The sequence below is a fragment of the Amycolatopsis sp. NPDC000009 genome (assembly GCF_055563465.1).
In genome coordinates this window covers 702920-720113 of the sequence record NZ_JBVHDI010000001.1, presented here as the reverse complement: position 1 = coordinate 720113, position 17194 = coordinate 702920, and the positions used below count along the sequence as shown (strand labels likewise).

Annotated in this window: 14 protein-coding genes; 3 read left to right on the top strand and 11 right to left on the bottom strand. The window is 70.7% G+C overall.

Annotation, left to right across the window (positions count from 1 at the left end):
- Nucleotides 1-3 precede the first annotated feature (3 nt).
- From mraY to ACZ3HL_RS03610, 11 genes are all read right to left on the bottom strand, one after another.
- Nucleotides 4-1089 carry a phospho-N-acetylmuramoyl-pentapeptide-transferase gene (mraY, locus tag ACZ3HL_RS03660; RefSeq protein WP_016332673.1) on the bottom strand — a complete coding sequence of 362 codons (1086 nt, stop codon included), beginning with the start codon at nucleotides 1087-1089 and terminating at the stop codon, nucleotides 4-6.
- Nucleotides 1086-2618, bottom strand: coding sequence for a UDP-N-acetylmuramoyl-tripeptide--D-alanyl-D-alanine ligase (locus ACZ3HL_RS03655; RefSeq protein ID WP_465528566.1), 1533 nt, complete (start codon nucleotides 2616-2618; stop codon nucleotides 1086-1088). Before ACZ3HL_RS03655 ends, mraY begins: the two co-directional genes overlap by 4 nt.
- The gene (locus ACZ3HL_RS03650) at nucleotides 2615-4120 is read right to left on the bottom strand and encodes a UDP-N-acetylmuramoyl-L-alanyl-D-glutamate--2,6-diaminopimelate ligase (RefSeq protein WP_465529099.1); all 1506 of its coding nucleotides are present in this window, start codon (nucleotides 4118-4120) and stop codon (nucleotides 2615-2617) included. The genes ACZ3HL_RS03655 and ACZ3HL_RS03650 overlap by 4 nt, the downstream gene beginning before the upstream one ends.
- Before the next feature lie 600 nt (nucleotides 4121-4720).
- Nucleotides 4721-6649: a peptidoglycan D,D-transpeptidase FtsI family protein gene (locus tag ACZ3HL_RS03645; RefSeq protein WP_465411948.1), complete on the bottom strand. Its 1929-nt coding sequence runs from the start codon at nucleotides 6647-6649 to the stop codon at nucleotides 4721-4723.
- Nucleotides 6649-7359 carry a cell division protein FtsL gene (gene ftsL, locus ACZ3HL_RS03640; RefSeq protein WP_465411947.1) on the bottom strand — a complete coding sequence of 237 codons (711 nt, stop codon included), beginning with the start codon at nucleotides 7357-7359 and terminating at the stop codon, nucleotides 6649-6651. Before ftsL ends, ACZ3HL_RS03645 begins: the two co-directional genes overlap by 1 nt.
- On the bottom strand, nucleotides 7356-8315 hold the full coding sequence (gene rsmH / locus ACZ3HL_RS03635; protein WP_465411946.1) for a 16S rRNA (cytosine(1402)-N(4))-methyltransferase RsmH: 960 nt from the start codon (nucleotides 8313-8315) through the stop codon (nucleotides 7356-7358). Before rsmH ends, ftsL begins: the two co-directional genes overlap by 4 nt.
- 204 nt (nucleotides 8316-8519) lie before the next feature.
- On the bottom strand, nucleotides 8520-8951 hold the full coding sequence (gene mraZ / locus ACZ3HL_RS03630; RefSeq protein WP_005156436.1) for a division/cell wall cluster transcriptional repressor MraZ: 432 nt from the start codon (nucleotides 8949-8951) through the stop codon (nucleotides 8520-8522).
- 751 nt (nucleotides 8952-9702) lie between these two features.
- Nucleotides 9703-10455: an ESX secretion-associated protein EspG gene (locus ACZ3HL_RS03625; protein ID WP_465528564.1), complete on the bottom strand. Its 753-nt coding sequence runs from the start codon at nucleotides 10453-10455 to the stop codon at nucleotides 9703-9705.
- On the bottom strand, nucleotides 10452-11030 hold the full coding sequence (locus tag ACZ3HL_RS03620) for a PPE domain-containing protein (RefSeq protein WP_465411944.1): 579 nt from the start codon (nucleotides 11028-11030) through the stop codon (nucleotides 10452-10454). Before ACZ3HL_RS03620 ends, ACZ3HL_RS03625 begins: the two co-directional genes overlap by 4 nt.
- An 11-nt stretch (nucleotides 11031-11041) precedes the next feature.
- On the bottom strand, nucleotides 11042-11575 hold the full coding sequence (locus ACZ3HL_RS03615; RefSeq protein WP_465528562.1) for a DUF3558 domain-containing protein: 534 nt from the start codon (nucleotides 11573-11575) through the stop codon (nucleotides 11042-11044).
- Nucleotides 11576-11579: 4 nt separating this feature from the next.
- Nucleotides 11580-11933, bottom strand: a complete 354-nt coding sequence (locus ACZ3HL_RS03610; protein ID WP_126734978.1) for a hypothetical protein — start codon at nucleotides 11931-11933, stop codon at nucleotides 11580-11582.
- Between the two features lie 270 nt (nucleotides 11934-12203).
- Between ACZ3HL_RS03610 and ACZ3HL_RS03605 the strand changes: the two genes are divergently transcribed.
- From ACZ3HL_RS03605 to ACZ3HL_RS03595, 3 genes are read left to right on the top strand one after another with little or no spacing between them, the layout of a single operon-like run.
- Entirely contained in the window at nucleotides 12204-13280 is a 1077-nt protein-coding gene (locus ACZ3HL_RS03605; RefSeq protein WP_465411942.1) for an AAA family ATPase, read from the top strand.
- Nucleotides 13281-13298: 18 nt separating this feature from the next.
- A complete protein-coding gene (locus ACZ3HL_RS03600; RefSeq protein ID WP_465411941.1) occupies nucleotides 13299-14573 on the top strand; it encodes a DUF58 domain-containing protein in 1275 nt (424 codons plus the stop codon).
- The gene (locus tag ACZ3HL_RS03595; RefSeq protein ID WP_465411940.1) at nucleotides 14570-17077 is read left to right on the top strand and encodes a transglutaminase TgpA family protein; all 2508 of its coding nucleotides are present in this window, start codon (nucleotides 14570-14572) and stop codon (nucleotides 17075-17077) included. The genes ACZ3HL_RS03600 and ACZ3HL_RS03595 overlap by 4 nt, the downstream gene beginning before the upstream one ends.
- The last annotated feature ends 117 nt before the right edge of the window (nucleotides 17078-17194 follow it).

The following is a 17194-nucleotide window of genomic DNA, read 5'->3' as shown; positions in this document are numbered from 1 at the left end:
TTGCTAACCCCCGAGGCCGAGCTGCTCGCTGTAGAACAGGCCGAGACCGAACATGCAGCAGATGGCCGAAAGCAGCCAGAACCGGATGATGACGGTGGTTTCGGCCCAGCCCGCTAGCTCGAAGTGGTGATGGAACGGCGCCATCCGGAACAGCCGCCGACGGGTCGTGCGGAACACCGCGATCTGCGCGACCACCGAGATCATCTCGACCATGAACAGACCGCCGATGACGATGGCGAGCAGTTCGGTGCGGGTGGTCATCGACAGACCGGCGACGAGGCCACCGAGGGCCAGCGAACCGGTGTCCCCCATGAAGATCTTCGCCGGTGCCGCGTTCCACCACAGGAAGCCGACACAGGCGCCCGTCGCCGCGGCGGCCACCACGGCCAGATCCAGCGGGTCACGGACGTCGTAGCAGGCGGCCTGCGGGGTGACCGCGCACGAGAGGCGGGTCTGCCAGAAGGCGATGACGACGTAGGTCGCCAGCACCATCGCCGCGGTGCCGCCGGCGAGACCGTCGAGGCCGTCGGTGAAGTTCACCGCGTTCGACCAGCCCGAGATGACGATGTAGCAGAAGATCACGAAGAACACCGACGGGAAGGTGATCAGCGCGAGGTCCCGCACGTAGGACAGGCTCTCCGACGCCGGGGTGAGCCCGCGCTCGTCGGCGAACTGCAGCGCCAGGATCGCGAAGGCGATCGTGACCACGAGCTGGCCGACCAGTTTCGCGGTCTTGTTCAGCCCGAGGTTGCGCTGCTTGCGGATCTTGATGAAGTCGTCGAGGAAGCCGACGAGCCCGAGGCCGACGGCCAGCAGGAGGACCAGCAGCCCCGAGGCGGACGGGCCGCCGGTGCCGTTGCCACCGCTGAGGGCGCTGATCAGATGCGCCACGAAATACCCGACGACCATCGCGACGATGATCGCGACACCACCCATCGTCGGGGTACCGCGTTTGGATTTGTGTCCCTGCGGTCCTTCCTCCCGGATCTCCTGGCCGAAGCCCTGCCGGGAGAACACCCGGATCAGATAGGGAGTGAGGAGGATGGAGACCAGCAGGCCCGCCGCGGCCGCGATCAGGATGCTGATCACGCGTCACCACCGTTCGAGCGTTCTTGAGAGGGGGAAGGGGCTACTACAGGGGATTCAGCGTCGGTTACGGGAGCGGCGAGCACGGCGTCGGCCACCCGCCACAGGGCGGCGGCCTTGGACGCCTTCACCAGCACCACGTCTCCCGCGCGGAGCTGATCATGCAGCAGGGCGATGGCGGCCTCGACGTCGGGTACCAGTACCGACTCCTCGCCCCAGGAACCCTCGTGCTGCGCGCCCTGGTGGGTCGCCGCGGCCGCCTGGCCGATGACGACGAGCTTGTCGATGTTGAGCCGGACGACGAGCCTGCCGATGCCGTCGTGCGCCTCGACCGAGTTCTCGCCGAGGTCGCCCATCACGCCGAGCACGGCCCAGGAGCGGCGGTTCGCGCTCATCGACGCGAGCGCCTTGAGGGCGGCCCGCATCGACTCGGGGCTGGCGTTGAAGGAGTCGTTGAGGACCGTGACGCCGTCGGCGCGGGTGGTGACCTCCATGCGGCGCTCCGAGCGCCGTTCGAGGTTCGACAGGCGGGCCGCGACCTCCTCGACCGTCGAGCCCATCTCCAGTGCCACGGCGGCCGCGCTGAGCGCGTTGCCGACCTGGTGCTCGCCGTAGAGCGGCAGCTTCACCGGCGCTTCGCCGTCCGGGGTGACCAGGCGGAACGACGCGCGCGCTTCGCCGTCGAGGGTGATGTCGGCGGCGCGGACCTGCGCGGACTCGCTCTCGCCGACGAACACGACCCTGGCCTTCGTCCGGCTCGCCATGCCCGCGACGTACGGGTCGTCGAGGTTCAGGACCGCGACACCGCCGTCCTCGGCGCTCGGCAGCGCCTCGACGAGCTCGCCCTTGCCCTTGGCGATGCCCTCGCGGGAGCCGAACTCGCCGACGTGCGCGGTGCCGACGTTGAGCACGACACCGATGCGGGGCGGCGCGATGGCCGCCAGTTCGGCGATGTGGCCGGGCCCGCGGGCGGAGAGTTCCAGCACGAGCTGGCGTGTCGTGTCGTCGGCCCGCAGCGCCGTCCAGGGGTGGCCGAGTTCGTTGTTGAACGATCCCGGCGGCGCCACCGTCGGGCCGAGCGGCTCCAGCAGCTGGGCGATGATGTCCTTGGTGGAGGTCTTGCCCGCCGAACCGGTGACCCCGACGACGGTCAGGTGGTCACCGGCGAGCTTCTGGATCACGTGCCGGGCGATCTTGGCCAGCGCGGCCAGCACCGCGGCGCCCGCGCCGTCCTTGTCCGAGACCAGCGCGAACGCACGCTCGTGCCCCTCGCCTGCCTCCAGCGGCGGCACGATCACGGCCGGGGCGTCGACCTCGCGGGCCGCCAGCACCGCGACCGCGCCGGACTCGATGGCCCGCGCGGCGAAGTCGTGGCCGTCGACCTTCGCCCCGGGCAGCGCGATGAACAGACCGCCGGGAGTGAGCTCCCGGGTGTCGAATTCGACGCTTCCGGTGACCTCGGCGGTCCCGTCGGTCCGATGCAGCCGCCCGCCGACGATGGCGGCGATCTCGGCCAGGCTGAGCACGATCACTCTGTCTCCAGACGTCTGCGGATGGCGGAGGCCAGCTCTTCGGCGTCGGAGAACGGGTGCACGACACCCTGGATCTCCTGGCCGGTCTCGTGGCCCTTGCCCGCGATGAGCACGATGTCGCCGGGCCGGGCGAGCTCGACGGCGCGGATGATGGCTTCCCGGCGGTCGGCGATCTCGAGGATCTCGCCGCCCAGGGCCGGTCCGGCGTTGCGGGCACCGGCCAGCATCGCCGCCCGGATCGCGGCCGGATCCTCCGAACGCGGGTTGTCGTCGGTCACGATCAGGACCTCGCTGCGCCGCACCGCCGCCTCGCCCATCACCGGGCGCTTGGCGGTGTCGCGGTCCCCGCCGCAGCCGAGGACGGTGATGATCCGGCCCTCGGTGCGGGCACGCAGCGCGTCGAGCCCCTGCGCGACCGCGGCGGGCTTGTGCGCGTAGTCGACGACCGCGGTGAACGGCTGGCCGAGGTAGACCCGCTCCATCCGGCCCGGCACCTCGACCGAGGCGAGCCCGGCGACGATGGCGTCGAGCGGGACACCGGCGGTGTTCAGGATCGCGGCCGCGAGCACCGCGTTCGCCACGTTGAACTCACCCGGCAGCGGGATCTTCGCCGCGGCGGCGAGGCCGTCGGGACCGTGGAGGGTGAAGGTCTGCTCACCCGCCGGGGTGGGGTTGAGGTCGGTGGCGCGCCACAGCGCGTCCGTCCCCGGCTCGGTGGACACGGTGACCGTGTGCGGGGTGAGGAGCGCGTGGCCCCAGGCGCTGTCGACGACGACCACCTCGGCGGTGGACCGGCCGTCGAACAGCAGGGACTTGGCGGCGAAGTACTCCTCCATGTCCTTGTGGAAGTCCAGGTGGTCCTGGGAGAGATTCGTGAAAGCGCCGACCGCGAAGCGCGTGCCGTTGACCCGGCCCAGCGACAGCGCGTGGCTGGAGACCTCCATCGGGACGTGCGTGACGCCGCGCTCCACCATCACCGCGAGGAGGGCCTGCAGATCGGGCGCCTCGGGGGTGGTGAACCCGCTGGCCAGCCGCTCCCCCGCGATCCGGGTCTCGACCGTGCCGATCAGCCCGGTGGTGAGCCCGGCCGCCTTGAGCCCGGCGTCGACCAGATACGACGTCGTGGTCTTGCCCGACGTCCCGGTGATGCCGAGGACGGACAGTTCCAGCGACGGCTCTCCGTAGATCCAGGCGGCGATCTCGCCGAGGGCGGCCCGCGGGTCCGGGTGCACCAGGATCGGCACCCCGGCGTCGCGGAGCACCGGGCGCCCGGCGCCGGCCTCGTCGGTGAGCACGGCGGCCGCGCCGGCGGCGATGGCCTGGTCGCTGAAGTCCGCGCCGTGGGCGCGGGCACCGGGAAGCGCGGCGAAGAGGTCACCGGGGAGGACGTGCTGCGCGCGGAGCGTGCTGCCCGTGACCGTCAGCTCGGCCGCGGCCGGATAGTCGTCGCCGCCCACCACGAGCCGCGCGCCCGCCCTGGCGAGCAGCGTGCCCAGCGGCATCGGCTCGATCCTGGCCGGGCGAGGGGGTGCGGCGACGGCCTTGACCGGGCTGTCCGGGACCTGGGCAGCCGTCGCGCCGGACCCGCTTTCGACGGCGGGACCGCTGCGGGGATCTGAAGTAGGCACCGACACAGCAAAGGAGGTTACCGGCGTGGCATCCGGGTGACTGAAGCGGTGCGGTGTGTGCACGCGACGATCACGCGCGTGGTATTGGGTTTCGCAGGCTCTCCTTGGCACGCAAGGGCTTCCGACTGTCGCTTGAGGACTCCGCCGCTCGCCGGCCCGCGTTCGCGCATGGTGCTCAGCGCGGAGCCCCGTTCACGCACAGCGACGATCACGATCGGCCGCTCCGGCGTCGGTCACGGAGGTTGCGAAAGCCACTTTCGCAACGTTGAAGGTTGCGAAAGTGGCTTTCGCAACGTGGATGCCGGGCCGCTCAGCCGTGGTGACCGAAGCCGTAACTCGCGTGATCGAAGGCGTAACTCGCGTGCTTGGAGCCGTATCTCGCGTGTCTCCTGACGGATGTCATGAGTTACGCCTTCAAACACGCGAGTTACGCCTTCAAACACGCGAGTTACGCCTTCAAACACGCGTGTTACGTCAGGAGAGCACCAGCGGAACCTGGGGCGACGGGCCGTCCGAGAGCGGGATCTGGAACCGCTGCGCCAGGTACGCGGCCACCGAGTGGAACAGCGGCGCGGCCGAGAGCCCTTGCTGCAGGGTGGCGTCCGGGGCGTCGAGCCGGATGCCGACCACGAAGCGCGGGTTGTCGGCGGGCAGGATCCCGGCGAAGGTGATGTTGTACAGGTGGTCGCTGTAGGTCTTCGTCTTCGGGTCGACCTGCTGGCCGGTGCCCGTCTTCCCCGAGATCTGGTAACCCTCCAGCGCCGCCTTCGGCCCGGTGCCGCTCTGCTGCCCGCGGCCCCGCTGCGTCACGGCGCGCATCATCTCGCGGACGGTCTTCGCCGCCTGCGGGCTGATTACCTGGACGGTCTTCGGCGCCGGTTCGGGGACGACGGTCCCGTCCGGATTGACCTTCGCCTTGACCACCCGCGGTTCCACGCGCAGCCCGTCGTTCGCGATGGCCTGGTACATCCCGGCCATCTGCACGACGGTCATCGAAAGGCCCTGCCCGATCGGCAGGTTCCCGAAGGTCGTGGCCGACCACTGGTTGCGCGGCGGGACGACGCCCGGGCTCTCGCCGGGGAGGCCGAGACCCGTGCGCTGGCCGAGCCCGAACTTCTTCAGCAGGTCCGCGTACCGGTCCTCGCCGAGCTTCTGCGCCAGCAACAGGGTGCCGACGTTCGACGACTTCGCGAAGATGCCGGTGGTGGTGAACTGCTGCGTGCCGTGGTGCCAGGCGTCCTTGACGACCTTGTCCGCGACCTGCAGCGAGCCCGGCACCGGCAGGGACGCCTCCGGCGTGGTGATCCCCGCGTCGATCGCGCCCGCGGCGGTGACGATCTTGTTCACCGAACCGGGTTCGAACGGCGTGGTCACCGCGCGGTTGTTCAGGTTCTCCGTCTCGCTGCGCGACGCCGGGTCGTTGAGGTTGACGGTCTTGTCGTTGGCCAGCGCGTAGACCTCGCCGGTCTTGGAGTCCAGGATGACCGCCTGGCCGCCCTTGGCCTTCGACTTGACGACGTAGTCGCTCAGCTGCCGCTGCAGTTCGTACTGCAGGTCGGTGTCGATCGTGAGCTGCAGATCCGAACCGGGAACCGCGTTCTGGATGTCCCGTTCGGTGCCGGGGATGACGAGGTTGTCGTTGCCGTTCCGGGTGTTGACGATCTTGCGGCCCGGCGTTCCGGCGAGGTCGTTGTCCCGCGAGGCTTCCAGGCCGTAGCCGCCGTGCAGGTTGTGCTTGGAGACGTCCTTGTCGTCGGTGCGCCAGTTCGCGTAGCCGACGATGTTCGCGCCGATCGAGTCACCGGGGTATTCCCGCTTCGAGCGCTTCTCGACGCTGATCCACGGGTATTCCTTGACGATCGCCTCGGCGACCGACGGTTCGATGTCGTGGACCAGGTAGGTGAACCCCTCCGGTTTGTGGAACTTGTCCAGCAGTTCCTTCTCGGTGATCACCCCGGGCAGCTTGGCCGCGATCAGCTTCGCCGCGCCCGCCACCTCGGACTCGAAGGTCTTGCCCTTGGCCGGGTTCTTCGCGGCGAAGGCGTCCATCGTCTTGTGGAGCCAGCTCAGGCTCACCGCGAGGGTCCGCACCTCGACGCTGAACGCGATCTTCGTCCCGTTGCGGTCCAGAATGGAGCCACGCTGCGCGGGACTTTCGATCACCGACGTCCGCTGCCGTTCCGCCGCCTCGGAGAGCGCGCCGGCCTCGAACCACTGCACCTGCACCAGTTTGAGACCGGCGAGCACCATCACGACGATCAGCAGGATCCGGACGCCGGTGAACCGGCTCCGGTTTCCCCCGTTGCCCCGGCGGGCGGTGGCACGACGGGTCCCGGCGGCGTACGTCCTGCGCGCGCTCCCCGCCGACCGGGCCCTGGCCTGCGCCGGGCGGCCGGGCGACATCACTGACCTCCCTGCGCCGGGGCCGCGTTCTCCTGCGGTACCGCGGGCTGGTCGCCCTCGTACGGCGTGCCCTGCTGCGTTCCCTCGGCGGGCGGCGGCGCCGTCGACTCGGCCGAGGCGGCGGGCGCTTCGGCTTCGGCCTTCTTCGGCTCACCGACCACAGTGGACTGTCCATCCGGGCCGACCACGATATGCGCGGGGTCGCCGCCGGGCACCATGCCCAGTTCCCTGGCCTTGGGCGCCAGCGAAGCGGGCGACTCGGCCTTCGCGACCTCGCGCTGCAGCCGCTCCTTCGCCTCGGCGAGCCCGGCGTTGGTCGTGCGGAGTTGTTCGAGCCGGTACGAATCGGCGATGGCCTGCGTGGTCAGCCACAGCGTGCACGCCACGCCGACGGCCAGCATGCCCATCATCATCAGCACGAACGACGCGCGCGAACGCGGCCAGCGCAGCGAGAGCTTCTTCTTCGGCTCTTCCTTGCCCGCCCCGCCTTCCGCGTCGGGACGGTTGCGCTGCTGGTCTCGCTGCAACAGGTCGGCGCGCTGGGCGCGGCGGGCGTAGGCGCGTTCGGCCGCCGACGTGCGGCCGCGGGAGGCACGGGTGGACTTCGTGGTCTCGGTGGTTTCGGGCGTCTGCTCGACCGTGCTGGTCGCGCGGGCACGCCGTCCGGGCGCCGGTGTCCGGCGGCCGCGGGACTTCGCGGGAGCGGTCATCGTGCTCGGTCTCCGATCCGTTCGGCGGCGCGCAGCCGCACGGAGGCGGCCCGCGTGTTCAGTTCGGTCTCCGCCTCGCCGGCCTTCTCGGCCCCTCTGGTGAGCAGTTTCAGTTCCGGGCCGTGGCCCGGCAGTTCCACCGGAAGCCCTTCCGGCGTCCGGGATTTCGCCAGTTCCGCGAAGGCCTGCTTGACCAGCCTGTCTTCGAGGGACTGATAGGACTCCACGACGATGCGGCCGCCGACGGCGAGCGAAGCCAGCGCCCGCGGCATCGCCCGCCGCAACACCTCCAGCTCGCCGTTGACCTCGATCCGCAACGCCTGGAACGTGCGCTTCGCCGGATGTCCGCCGGTACGCCTGCTCGCCGCGGGGACCGCGTCGTACAGCAGTTCCACCAAGCGCCCGCTGCGCGTGAAGGGTTCCTTCTCTCGTTCCGCCACAACGGCTTTGACGATCCGCTGGGCGAATCGTTCCTCGCCGTAGTCGCGCAGGATCCGGATCAGCTCGCCGGGCGCGTAGGTGTTGAGCACGTCGGCCGCGGTGAACCCGGTGGTCGGGTCCATCCGCATGTCGAGCGGGGAATCCTTGGAGTAGGCGAAACCGCGCTCGGCACGGTCGAGCTGCATCGAGGAGACCCCGAGGTCGAACAGGATCCCGTCCACTCTGGACAGTCCGAGACCCTGCAGCGCGGACGGCATCTCGTCGTAGACGGCGTGCACGAAGTCGACCCGATCACCGTGGCGCGCGAGCCGTTTCGCGGAGAGTTCCAGCGCGTTGGGGTCGCGGTCGAGGGCGACCAGGCGCAGCAGCGGGAACGCGGTGAGCAGCGCGTCGGAATGACCGCCGAGTCCGACGGTCGCGTCGACCAGCACGGCCTCGCGGTCGGAGAAGACCGGCGCGAACAGCTCGACGATGCGGTCCAGCAGCACCGGTACGTGCTCGTGTTCGTCTGCCATGTCTTCCCCCCTTTCCTGTAGTGCCGGGGAAGATGCCGGATGCCGTCAGGTCCCTGTCCGCCCGCCTGCTGACCTGGTACCGGGGAAGGTGTACCAGGGCCACTGAGCGGACAGAGGCCTCACGGCATCCGTGTGGACGGCTTCCGGTGTGCCCGAAGCGTGAACCCGCGCCCCCCGACGGCGTGGGTGCTTCCTCGGCCACGTCTAGAAGACGCCCGGCAGAACTTCCTCTCGAGCCTTCGCGTAGCTGTCCTCGTGTTCGTCCAGGTAGCCCTGCCACGCTTGGGCGTCCCAGATCTCCAGCCTGGTGATCGCCCCGATCACCACGCACTCCTTGTTCAGCCCGGCGTAGCGCCGGAGCTCGGACGCGATCGCGATACGTCCTTGCCCGTCCGGGCGTTGCTCGTCCGTCCCGGCGAAGAGATAACGCTGGTAGGCCCGGACCGCCTCGTTCGTGAACGGGGCGTCGGCGACCTTCCTCGCCATCTGCTCGAACTCGGCCCGGGGGAAGACGAAGAGACAGTGATCCTGTCCCTTGGTGACCATCAGCCCACCGGCGAGCGCGTCGCGGAACTTCGCGGGCAGCGTGAGCCGCCCTTTGTCGTCCAGTTTCGGGGTGTGGGTGCCGAGGAACACCGGCTCCACCTCCCTACCGATCCCGGCTGCGAACAACCGAGCTCGGCCACGGGGCTCCCTTCTGCCCCACTGCGCACCACCGTACCCCACTTTTCACCACAGTCAACGCGGCAAAAGCCGCGACCACTCCGTCGTGTCAGACGTTTTCGCTGGTCAGCCAGGTGGGGCCAGGTGGGGGCTCGGTGGGGGACGGTGGCCAAGATCCCCCTGGGCGGGTATCGAAGCAACCTCATCCATGCCTGACACGTCCGGATATCGGCAGCCGGAACCCTGCTGTGGGGCGAAGTGGGGGTGAAAGTGGGGAATCCGGTGGGGCGCGGTGGGGACGGCGCCAGGACACCCAAGGACACTGTGGAGGGTGACGTGGGTTCATCCCATGACCCGTGTCGACAAAGGACACGGCCCGAGGCATCGTCGGTGAAGGATCCGGGACGTCGAGTGTCCCGGATCCTTCACCGACGCGCGGTCATCGGCGCTTGCGCCTGCGTCCGTTCATGCCCGGCGGCCGACCCCACGCCAGTCCTTGGGTTTCCACAGTCGGGCGGTTTCACGTGATCCGATGGACGACACACGTGATCAGACGGACGACTCGCGGCGGACCCGGCCGCAGACGCGTGTCGTCCATCCAGTCACGCGTGTCGTCCATCGGATCACGCGTGTCGTCCGATCAAGCACGCGAAAGGACCCTCACGACGCCGGCCTTCACCCGGTTCCCCGATCACCGGCATCGGTTCCAACGCGGCACCACGACCTAGCGGTCCTCGTCCAGCAGCGAAGCCAGCCGCGCGGCCAGCCGGGGACCGTCCACAGGGGACACGTTCACCCACGCCTGCCCGCCGCGGCCCTCGGACCGCGCCGCGCAGTACGCGCCGACGTCGGTGTCGAACCAGGTCAGCCCGCCGGCCCGATGCGCCCGGCCGTCCCGGCCGCGGGTCCGCACGGTGAACTGGCCCGCGCTGTAGACGGGCCGCGCCTGGATCGCGAGCACTTCGCGCAGCTGACTGTCCGAAGCCGACGATCGCCCGCCGTCGCCGAACACCGGGTCCTCCAGGTCGTCGTCGAACCGTGCCGCGGGGAGGCTGACCCCGTAGCCGGGGCCGGGCCGCAGTTCCGGCAGGACGCCGACGATCGCGGCGAACACTTCGCCGTCGGTGATCCCGGACAGCGCGATGGTCTGTTCCGGCTGCGTGGCCAGCACACCGTGCCGTCCGCGCGCGGCCGCGACCGCGCGGAAGGGGGTCTCGGCGGTCATGTCGGCCAGCGCCTCGCATTCGACGTAGACCTCGGCGCGCGCGAGCAGGTCCAGACGCGCTTCCAGGGCGGCGTCGAGCCGGTCCCCGTCGTAAAGGCCCCGTTCGGCGAGGTTTTCGTAGACCGCGCCGCGGATCTCGGCGCGTTCCGCTTCCGTGACGCCGACACTGCGCACGGACAGCGGCCACGGCGGGGCCGCGTGTCCCAGGTCGGTCCAGAGGACGTCGAACGCCGACGCGGAAACGCGGATCAAGACCGCCCCAGCTCGGGCGGCTTCCCGAAGGAGACCTCCGGGGTCAGCGAACGCAGGGAGGCATCGCGGGTGTTCATGACGTCGACGGCCTTGCGCCGCGCCTCCTCGGCCTCCGCGTGCTTGGCCTCCATCTCGTCGGCGAGCGCGGCGAGGAGCGCGAGGTTCCCGCCGGCGGCGGCGCCGCGGATCATCGCGCCGGGGTCGTAGTCCACCGGGGGCGGCATGTCGGCACGGGCCCGCGCCGCCGCTTCGGCCTGCCCGGAGACGGCCTTCCCGAGCGCGGACGAGATGTCGGCGGACCAGGTCAGCCAGCCGGACGCGGTGGCCAGCACACCGCGGAGCGCGTCGCCCGCTTCGCCGCGCCAGTTCTCTTCACTGCTGCCGACCAGCCCGGCCAGCTCGGACGTCGCGTCGTGCATGCGCCGCGCGAGCGCGTCCCAGGCGGCGCCGATCCCGCCCGCCGCCTCGGGGTCGTTGCCCGCTTCGACCTCGGCGGCCAGCGCTTCGTGGCTGTAGGCCTCGTACCGCGTGGCCGCGACCGGGACCTCGCGGCCCGGCGTCTCTCCTTCAGGCACGGCACCTTCTCCTAAGGCAGTTTGGGTTCGGCCAGTCCCGCCACCTTCACCGCGCGCTCGCAGGCGAGCGGGGTGTCGGTGAAGTTCGTGTTGCTCACGTCGATCTGGACGCTCGCCTTCTCCCCCATGCCGAGCAGGATCGCGCAGGTCCCATCGGCGGCCTTCTTGTCGGCGACCTTGAGGGCGTCCCGGTCGCCGACCTTGGTCCTGGTGGCGGTCTTGCGCGCGACCTCGAGATCCTTCAGGCCGTTGCGCTCGTCCACGGTGATGGTGACGCCGAAGGTCGCGGGCACCGTCCAGTCGCAGGCGCGGGCGCCGTTGATCTCCTTCGCGACGCCGAGCACGGCGATCCCGGCCGTCGAGCGGTCCTGCGGGCCGAGCAGCGCGCACGGATCCAGGACCGCCGGCGGGACCGTGGCCGCGGCGGAAGCGCCGCCGCGTAGCGTCGTCATACTCGGAACCGGCGCCTGACCTGCGACCCCTTGCCCACAAGCGGACACTGTCAGCAGGACGAGGAAGCCGAGTGCGACAAGGCGGGAGTTCATGGGTTCAGCCGCCGACACAGTCCACGTCCGCCGCCGCTTGTTCATCCTGCCGGGTGTACTTCGCCAGCGCCTTCTCGATCCGGTTCTTGAGCGCCTCGAGTTCCTTGCCGAAGGCCGTGAGCGCTTCGACCGCGGAGCCTTCGGCGCCGATCCCGTACTGCGCCATGAACCTGCCGACCTCGTCCGCGTATCCCCCGCCGAGGGGAACCGTGCGGCCGAGCACCTTGGCCTCGCGGACCATCTGGCCGACCACGTCCTGCAGGGCGGAGATCTTCGCGTGGGCGTCCGCCGCCAGCTCCGGCGCGACCGCGAATCCGCTCAGATCGAACCGGGGCTTGGCGGTACTCACCTCGCTCATATGCGATTACGCCTCTCCGTAGTCGAGCGACCTCGCACCGGAGCATACGACAAAACAAGGCGTCAGCGGGAGCACCCGAAAACGCGCTCAACTCACCCGATCGAGGTAAGGTCTCCGGTTGCACAGAGTCATCGACTGGGGTTGGCGGGGTTCCCCCCACGAGTTCGCCCGAGTTTGACACACTTCGTGGGAGGCTGACCGCTGCCCGGGGGACTGAACGGTCCGGCAGAGGACCCAGCGGAAACCAGCCACGCGGCATCAGGAGGTCGAGTGACGTCGAGAATCCAGTCTGCGACGCCCGGCGAACAGCAGGGTGAGCAGGCAACCGGGCAAGCCCCGTACCCCACGGGCGCCGGCTCGGTCAGCGGTCGGCAGAACGGCCGTGACGCCAGGGCGTCGCTGGACGAACTGCACGAGACCGCGCGGCGGATCGCCGCCAACGTGGAGCGGGTACTCGTCGGCAAACCCGACGTCATCCGCATCGCGCTCGTGACCCTGCTCGCCGAAGGCCACCTCCTCGTCGAAGACGTCCCCGGGGTCGGCAAGACCTCGCTGGCGAAGGCGCTGGCCCGCTCGATCGACTGCACCGTCAGCCGGATCCAGTTCACCCCCGACCTGTTGCCCAGCGACGTCACCGGGGTGTCCATCTACAACCGGCAGAGCGGCGAGTTCGAGTTCCGCCCCGGCCCGGTGTTCGCGAACATCGTGGTCGGCGACGAGATCAACCGCGCCTCGCCGAAGACGCAGTCGGCCCTGCTCGAATGCATGGAAGAGCACCAGGTCACCGTCGACACCTCGACCTACCACCTCGAAGAGCCGTTCATGGTGATCGCCACCCAGAACCCCATCGAGATGGAGGGCACCTACGCGCTGCCCGAGGCCCAGCGGGACCGGTTCACCGCGCGGGTGTCCATCGGCTACCCCGACCAGCAGGCCGAACTGGCCATGGTCGACGAGCACGCCGGGCACAACCCGCTGGCCGAACTCGAGCCCGTCTCCGACCGTGAGTCGGTGCAGCGGCTGATCGAGACGGTGCGGTCGGTGCACATGTCGCCGGAGATCCGCCGGTACGCCGTCGACCTGGTGGCCGCGACCCGTCAGGTGCCGGAGATCCGTCTCGGCGCCTCGCCGCGGGCGACCCTGCAGCTGGTCCGCGCGGCCCGCGCGCAGGCCGCGCTCTCGGGCCGCGAGTTCGTCGTCCCGGACGACCTGCACACGGTCGCGGTCCCGGTGCTGGCCCACCGCATGGTGCTCACCACCGAGGCGCACGCCGCCCGCCGGTCGGCCACCGACGTGGTCCGCGCGATCCTGCACCGCGTTCCCGTTCCGCAGGGCTCGAACCGCTGACACACGAGGAATAGCGCCATGCTGCGTGCTCTGTCCGGCCTGACCACACGCGGCCGCTGCCTCCTCGCCGCCGGCGTGGCCGCGGCGGTGTGCTCGTTCGTGCTCAACGAACGGGATCTGCTGCGCGTCGCGGTGTTCGTCATCGCCCTGCCGCTGCTGGTCGCCTTCTTCATCTCGGCGACCCGGCTGCGGCTGGGCGCGGCCCGTTCGCTGCGCCCGGAGCGGGTCTCGGTCGGTTCGCCGGGCGAGGTCCAGCTCGAACTCTGGCGTGACGGCAGGCTCCCGGCGGGCGAGGTGCTGCTCGAAGACGGCGTGCCGTACGCGCTGGGTTCGCGGCCGCGGTTCGTCGTCGAACGCCTTCCCCACGACCGCCGGGTCGCGCTGCGCTACCCGCTGCAGCCGGTGCTGCGCGGGATCCAGCAGGTCGGCCCGCTGCGGGCGACGATCACCGACCCGTTCGGGCTGTGCGAGTTCGAACGTGAGCTGATCGGGCATTCCCGGCTGGTCGTCGTGCCGAAGGTGGCCGGCCTGTGGGGGCTGCCCAGCGGCGCCGGGATCGGCGCGGGCGACGACGGCAGCATCCGCCTGCACGCCGGACAGGGCGAATCGGACGTGATCGTCCGGCAGTACCGGCAGGGCGACGACCTGCGGAAGGTCCACTGGCGCTCGACCGCCCGCCGCGACGAGATCATGGTCCGCGTCGAGGAACGGCCGTGGCGCGGCGGCACCACGGTGCTGCTGGACCACCGCGCGGCGGCGCACCACGGCACCGGTCCCGCGGCGAGCCTCGAATGGGCCGTCTCGTTCGCCGCTTCGGTGTCCCTGCACCTGCGCCGTTCCGGTCACCGGGTCCGGCTGATCACCGAACACGGCCAGACCCTGGCCGACACCCCCGGCGAGGGTGGCGAGCACTACGACAACGTCGTGCTCGACGTCCTCGCCGCGCTCCAGCCCGCGCACCAGCGCGACATCACCCTCGGCCACGACCCGGCCGAGGGACAGGAACTCATCGCGGTGCTCGGCACCGTCAGCAACGAATCCGTGCACGAGCTGTCCCGGTACCGCCCGCGCGGGATCCGGAGCCTCGCCGTGCTGCTCGACACCCCCGGCTGGTCGTCCGGCGTCAACCGGCCCGAGAACCGGGCCGCCGCCACCGAGGAATCGGTGGCGCTGCTGCGGGCCGCGGGCTGGGGCGTCGTCGTCGCCGGCCCCGGATCGCCGATGCCGCAGGTCTGGGCCGAGCTCTGCCAGACGGCCACCCGCCGGGGCACGCTGATCGGAGGCGGCCTGTGACCGCGACCGCGCCACCCCGGCCGCACACCCCCAAACCGCGCCCGGCCGCCCCACCCCCGGTCTGGACGAGCAGCGTGCTCGCGCCGGTCGCCGCCGGGCTCGCCACGCTGTTCGCCTCCACCTCGCTCACCGGCGTGGTCTCCGGCTGGGCGTGGTTCGGCTACCTGCTGGTCGCCGTCGTGCTGATCGCCTCGACCGGGCTCGCCCTGCGCTCGCTGCGCGCGCCGACCATCGTCGTCGGCCTGGCGCAGCTACTGGTGCTGTTGCTGCTGATCACCGGGGCGTTCACCACGAGCGGGATCCTGAAGATCTTCCCCGGCCCGGACGCGTTCGGGGAACTGCGCGGCGTGCTCGCCGCGGCGGCCGAGCAGATCCGCGTCGGCCTGCCGCCGGTGGAGGGCACCCCGCCGATCCTCTGCCTGGTCACCATCGCGATCGGCCTGGTCGCGGTGCTGGTCGACACGCTGGCCGTGGCCGCCGCCGCGCCCGCCGCGACCGGCCTGGTCCTGCTGTGCGTGTACGCCGTCCCGGCCGCGCTGGCCGAGGACATGCTGCCGTGGTGGACGTTCCTGCTCGGCGCGGCCGCGTTCGCCGCACTGCTCGCCGTCGACGGCAACCACCGGCATCGCCGCTGGCGCAACCGGGACGCGCCGGGGCTGGGCAACTCGGCGAGCACGTTGTCGGCCCCCGTCGGTGTGGTCGCCGCCGCGATCGCGATGGGGCTGGTGATCGGCACGGCCGTGACCGGGGTCGGCACGGTCGGCAGCCTTCCCGGCGGGACCGGCTCTGGCCGCGGTGGCGCGGGCGGATTCGGCGTCGAGCCGTTCACGCAGCTGCGCGGCCTGCTCGACCAGGGTGAGAACGTCGAGCTGTTCAAGGTCTACGGAATGGGCGCGGACAAACGGCTGCTGCGCGCCTTCACCCTCGACACCTACACGCCGAACAAGGGCTGGGGGCTCGCGCAGAACGGCCGCGCCCAGCAGGGTGTGCAGGCCAACAAGGGCCTCCCGCCCGCTCCGGGCGACGACGGTTCCGGTCCCGCGCGGGAGATCCGGATCGAACCGACGAACTGGGTCGACAACTGGCTACCGATCTACGGGGCGCCGAGGGCGCTCACCGGACTGGCCGACAACTGGCTGTACGACCCGGTCGGCGGCGCCGTGTTCACCACGACCAAGCAGAACGCGCCCGCCTACACCGAGACCGCGTCCATCGAGAACCCGAAGAAGGACGAACTCCGGCTCGACGACGCCCGCCTGGCCGAGGTGCCGCCGCAGTTCACCCAGGTCGACCGGGTCGATCCCCGCGTGGTCGCGAAGGCCAAGCAGCTGACGGAAAACGAGACGAACAACTTCGACAAGGCGCAGGCGCTCTGGTCCTTCTTCACCGCGCAGAACGGTTTCGTCTACGACACCAAGACCGCGGACGCCACCGACTCCGACGCGCTGGCCGACTTCATCCTCAACGGCAAGCGCGGGTTCTGTGAGCAGTACGCGTCCGCGATGGCCGTGATGCTGCGCTCGATCGGCATCCCGTCGCGGGTCGCCATCGGGTTCACCTCCGGGACCCCGAAGGGCGACTACCTCTCGATCACCTCCGAGGACGCGCACGCGTGGGTCGAGGTCTACTTCCAGACGAAGGGCTGGGTCAGCTTCGACCCGACCCCGCTGCTCGACGGGCGCGCGGTCGTCCCGCCGTACCTGCAGAACGACGCCGGCAGCTCCACGACCAACGACACCCAGGAAGTGCCGAGCGCGCCCGCCTCGAGCGCTCCCGCCACCGGCACGCCCCGCGACCCGGGCGCCGACCTCGGCGCGGACGGCGGCACGGGCCAGCCGGAGGAAGAGCCGCTGTGGCCCGCGATCCTCGCCGGGATCCTCGGTGGGCTGGCCGCCGCGCTGACCGTGATCGCGATCGTGCGGTCGCGGTTGAGATACCGGGCGCTGATGCGGCCGTCCTCGTCCGCGGACTCGCCCGCACCGGAACACGGGTTCCTGGACAACCAGAACGTCACGAACTGGCTGCCGCTGATCGCGATCGGGCTGTGGGTGGCGGCGTTCGCGTTCCTGGCGGCGTGGGTGTCGTGGTGGTTCGCGCTGGTGCTGGTCGTGGTCCTCGGCGGGCTCGGTACGCCGACGGCGATCCGGGAGATCAAGCGACGGCTGCGACTGCAGAAGATCGCGTCCCGCTCCCCCGCCGCTGCCGACGCGGCGTGGCACGAGCTGATGGACGAATGCGCGGACCGCGGCCTGCCGCTCTCCGACGGCGACACGGTGCGCGTGGCGGGCCGGAAGGTCGTCGAGAAGCACCGTCTGGACGACGAGGGCCGCGCCGGCCTGCGGACGGTCATCGGTGTCGTGGAGCGGTCCTGGTACTCGGACCAGCCCGCGGACGACCAGACGCTGGGCCCGGCCTTCGACGAGGTCCGCAAGAGCCTGAAGCGCAACGCACCGATGTCGTGGAAGGGCCGCCTGTTCCCGCGCTCGCTGCGGCGAGGCAAGTAGGCGTCGCGGGTTGCGGCGGGCGTTCGGTCCCGCCGCCCAAGTACGTGAAGGCCCCCTTCATTGCGTCTAGCGCAGTGAAGGGGGCCTTCACGTACTTGCTGCGGGTTCCTGCCACTC

Excerpts from the sequence above, each read along its gene's own strand:
- ACZ3HL_RS03650 (WP_465529099.1), bottom strand. The coding sequence starts at position 4,120 with ATGCCGCTGGGCACGCTGCTCGCCAGGGCGGGCGCGCGGCTCGTGGTG.
- ACZ3HL_RS03645 (WP_465411948.1), bottom strand. The coding sequence starts at position 6,649 with ATGTCGCCCGGCCGCCCGGCGCAGGCCAGGGCCCGGTCGGCGGGGAGC.
- ftsL (WP_465411947.1), bottom strand. The coding sequence starts at position 7,359 with ATGACCGCTCCCGCGAAGTCCCGCGGCCGCCGGACACCGGCGCCCGGA.
- rsmH (WP_465411946.1), bottom strand. The coding sequence starts at position 8,315 with ATGGCAGACGAACACGAGCACGTACCGGTGCTGCTGGACCGCATCGTC.
- ACZ3HL_RS03615 (WP_465528562.1), bottom strand. The coding sequence starts at position 11,575 with ATGAACTCCCGCCTTGTCGCACTCGGCTTCCTCGTCCTGCTGACAGTG.
- ACZ3HL_RS03610 (WP_126734978.1), bottom strand. The coding sequence starts at position 11,933 with ATGAGCGAGGTGAGTACCGCCAAGCCCCGGTTCGATCTGAGCGGATTC.
- ACZ3HL_RS03600 (WP_465411941.1), top strand. The coding sequence starts at position 13,299 with ATGCTGCGTGCTCTGTCCGGCCTGACCACACGCGGCCGCTGCCTCCTC.